5 protein-coding genes are annotated in these 3,467 nt (G+C 35.9%); all 5 read right to left on the bottom strand.

The features are described from left to right. Nucleotides 1–530: TrkA family potassium uptake protein (locus CI949_RS18725; protein ID WP_290769209.1), on the bottom strand; the 530-nt coding region annotated here is incomplete at its 3' end. A 3-nt stretch (nt 531–533) separates the two neighbouring features. Continuing rightward, entirely contained in the window at nt 534–947 is a 414-nt protein-coding gene (locus tag CI949_RS18720; RefSeq protein ID WP_290769207.1) for a TrkA family potassium uptake protein, read from the bottom strand. Then, nucleotides 948–1,643: a response regulator gene (locus tag CI949_RS18715; protein ID WP_290769205.1), complete on the bottom strand. Its 696-nt coding sequence runs from the start codon at nt 1,641–1,643 to the stop codon at nt 948–950. It abuts the gene before it with no gap. Beyond that, nucleotides 1,633–2,049 (bottom strand): response regulator transcription factor, encoded by a 417-nt coding sequence (locus tag CI949_RS18710; RefSeq protein WP_073157581.1) that lies wholly within the window; start codon nt 2,047–2,049, stop codon nt 1,633–1,635. Before CI949_RS18710 ends, CI949_RS18715 begins: the two co-directional genes overlap by 11 nt. Then, nucleotides 2,042–3,467, bottom strand: a 1,426-nt coding sequence (locus tag CI949_RS18705) for an ATP-binding protein (RefSeq protein WP_290769202.1), incomplete at its 5' end; no start/stop codon positions are given. The genes CI949_RS18710 and CI949_RS18705, both read right to left, overlap by 8 nt.

The raw sequence follows: 3,467 nt of genomic DNA, 5'->3' as shown, positions 1-3,467 counted from the left end.
CCTAAAACTATAGTTAGCGGTAGGTCGATTTCCTTAATTTCTTTCCCACAGGCTTCTGAATCAGGAGAAACTTCTACCTGAAAAATACTTAATTTTCCTTCCTCAATCATTGTCAGGTTGCTGACATCATCTGAGGCTACACTCTGTTCTATAATTGAACTGATCAGATCGGTAATATTAAAAATTCCAGTAATACCTAAAGTACTGAATAATTCCTCATTTTCCGGATTGTTTACCAGAGCAGTTGCTCTTTCCACCCCAAAATAATCCATTGCCATCTTACAGATAAAAAGATTATTGTGGTCTTTTTGAGTTAAGGCAACTAAGTTATCAGCTTTATAGGCTCCAGCATCATCTAAAACCTTTTTATCAGTTGCATTACCATAAACAACTGTTGCGTTGATCTCTCTCGACAGATCTGCAGCCTGCTTTCGATCTTTATTAATAATTGTTAAAAAATGTCCTTTTGAAATTAATTTTTTAGCAAGATGATAAATTAATTTACCCCCACCAACAAGTATGATATCCATTGCCTACCTCATCCCTTCTCGCTCAATTTTATTGATCATATTTTCAGCTAAAAGAGAAATCTGAGAGAAAATCTCAACTCTTTCATCATTTTCGTACATTTTTTCAACTGCCGGGTCAATTGTTCTGACCATTATCCTGGGTACATCAAAGTTTAATTTAGCCATTTGTGAGACCAGATAATTTATCTGATCATTGCCAGTACTTATTATAACCAGATCAGCAGATTCAATTTTTCCTTCTTTTAAAATATCATTTTCTGCTGCATCACCTTCAATTTGAAAGCCAGAAAAATCAACAGGCAGCAGAGCGAACGATTCTGGATTATGCTCAATTACAACAACCTCATGCCCGGAACGAGAAAGACTTCCTGCTAATATAGAACCAGTTCGTCCACAGCCCACAATAACTATAAACATTTATTCTTCCTCCTCGTCATCTCCAAAATTAACATTATCCAGATCAATGGAGCCCATACTTTCCCCTGCTCTTTCAATATTATCGTTGGCAGGTTTATAACCTGGATCAAGAGCCAGAGCGGTTCTGTACATCTTCATAGCTTCTGCCTGTTTATGCTGCATTTCATAAATAATTCCCAAAAGATTGAATGGTTCAGGTTTTTCCGAATTCACAGAGGTAGCTTCCTGCAGCATTTCTTTTGCCTTGGAAAAATTTCTTTTATTGATTGCATTTTTAGCAAGCATTATATAGTCTTCAAAACTTTCAACTTCTTTTTCGCTGTTTTCCATTTCATGCCGTTCAAATACATCTTCAACGATAGAAATTATTTCCTCTGGTTTAAATGGTTTACGCAGGTAATCAACAGCTCCCAGTTTTAAGGTTTCTACTGCTGTTTCGACACTTCCATAACCGGTAATCATAATCACCTTTGTCGCAATATCTTTTTCAGTTACTTCTTTTAAAAATTGAATACCATCCATACCCGGCATTTTCATATCCAGCAGTACAACGGGAATCTCTTCTCCCTTAAGTTTTGTTAGCCCATCTTCACCGTTAACTGCTGTTTCTACCTCATAACCTGCTTTAGAAAGAGCAGTTTTTAAAGTCAAACGTATATTCTTTTCATCATCTACAATTAGCACTTTATTCTTCATTATTATTTTCCTCCTTTTTTTCTTCTTCACCATTAGTTTCTTCAACACGTACATTAGCTTCAACTGCTGACAGCAGATCACACTGACTGGTCGGTTTAACTAAAAAATCTTCGGCACCTAATGATATTGCTTTCTGTACATCATCCTCTTCTGATAATGCTGAAAGAATTATAACCGGTATATCTTCAGTAGAAGTGTCACTTTTTAAAGCTTCTAAAACCAAAAACCCATTCATTTTAGGTAATCTTAAATCAAGTAAGATCAGGTCAGGGTTTATATCATTAGCTTTTTCTACAGCCTGAACCCCATCCACGGCATAGTCGACATCAAAACCTGCTTTTTCCAGGCTCTTACCTACAACCAGCCTAATATTTTTTTCATCATCTACTACTAATATTTTACTCATTTTCCCCCTCCTGATAACCAAATCTGGGAATATAGAATGAAAAAGTTGAGCCTTCTCCTTCTTCACTATCTACCCATATTCTACCATTATGGGCTGTTATAATTTCTTTGGAAATAGCAAGGCCGAGCCCTGTGCCACTCTTTTCGTCTTTATCATTTCCAGCTCTCACAAATTTATCAAAGATCTTAGATTGATATTCTCTTGGAATTCCTGGACCATTATCTGCTACAGAAACTAAAACCCTTCTACCTTTTATTTCTGCATCCACCTCTATTTTCCCTTCATCTGCATAGCGGAGTGCATTTCCAACCAGATTTGAAATAACCCAGCTAATTTTTGAAGGATCTGCATAGGCAAAAACATTATCTTCTGACTGTTTAAATTTGAGCGCAATTCCTTTTTCTTCTGCCTGCTTATAAAAAGGATTGAGCGTTTTTTCAATAATATCGTTGATATCTACTTTATCAAATTCCATCTCAATTCTGCCTGACTCAATTTTTGAGAGGTCAAGCAGATCACTAACCAATTCTGTCAGCCGCTCAACATCCTCATAGGCTGCTTCCAGCAGTTCACGCTGTTCCTCATTTAATTCTCCTGTATCCTCATTAATTACCATGTTTAAACCCATGTTCATTGAGGTCAGGGGAGTTCTAAATTCATGGGATACGGTTGATACAAACTCCGACTTCATACTGTCAATTTCTTTTAACCTTGTAATGTCTTCCAAAAGTGTAACTGTAAATTGATATTCTTCATCTTCATCAATTACCCGTCTGGTAGATATCCGATAATGTCTTTCTTTATCATCTTTTTTTAACTTAAAAGTTTTTTTCTCTTTTGCTTCCGGATTTTTTATATATTCAAAAATTTCTTCTGCCTGAATAACCTCTAAAAAATGGGTATCGATTACATCCTTATTAATAGAAAATAATTTTTTGGCGGTTTCATTAATTAATACTATTTTATGGTCCTGATCTGTTACTATTAAAGGGCTGCTTAAATTATTGACTACTGCTTCCGACTTTTCTTTTTCCATCAAAAGTTTTTTCACATTCAGTTTTTCATATTCCTGCAGTTTTGCAATCATCTCATTGAACTCATCTGCCAGTACTCCAATTTCATCTTCGGAGGCAACTTCAACCTGCTGCTGGAAATTCCTGTCTGCAACTTTTTTGATTCCTTTTTCCAGCTCTTTAATTGGCCGCAAAATTTGTTTTGTCAGGTAAAAAGCAAAAATTAGAGAAAAAACAATTACCAGTAGGGCTAAACCAATAGTATAAATAATTGCCTGATTGGCCCTGCTGTTGGCACTTCTCTGCGCTTCTACCATTGCCTGTCTGTTTATTTCCCTTAGTTCGCGAATATCATTTTTTATCTCATTAAAACGTGGAAGCAGCTGCTGATTATAAATCTCCCAG

The organism is Halanaerobium sp. (genome assembly GCF_003070835.1).
The sequence above is the reverse complement of the archived record's forward strand: the minus strand, read 5'-3'. Positions and strand labels throughout refer to the sequence as shown.

Excerpts from the sequence above, each read along its gene's own strand:
- CI949_RS18720 (WP_290769207.1), bottom strand. The coding sequence starts at position 947 with ATGTTTATAGTTATTGTGGGCTGTGGACGAACTGGTTCTATATTAGCA.
- CI949_RS18715 (WP_290769205.1), bottom strand. The coding sequence starts at position 1,643 with ATGAAGAATAAAGTGCTAATTGTAGATGATGAAAAGAATATACGTTTG.
- CI949_RS18710 (WP_073157581.1), bottom strand. The coding sequence starts at position 2,049 with ATGAGTAAAATATTAGTAGTAGATGATGAAAAAAATATTAGGCTGGTT.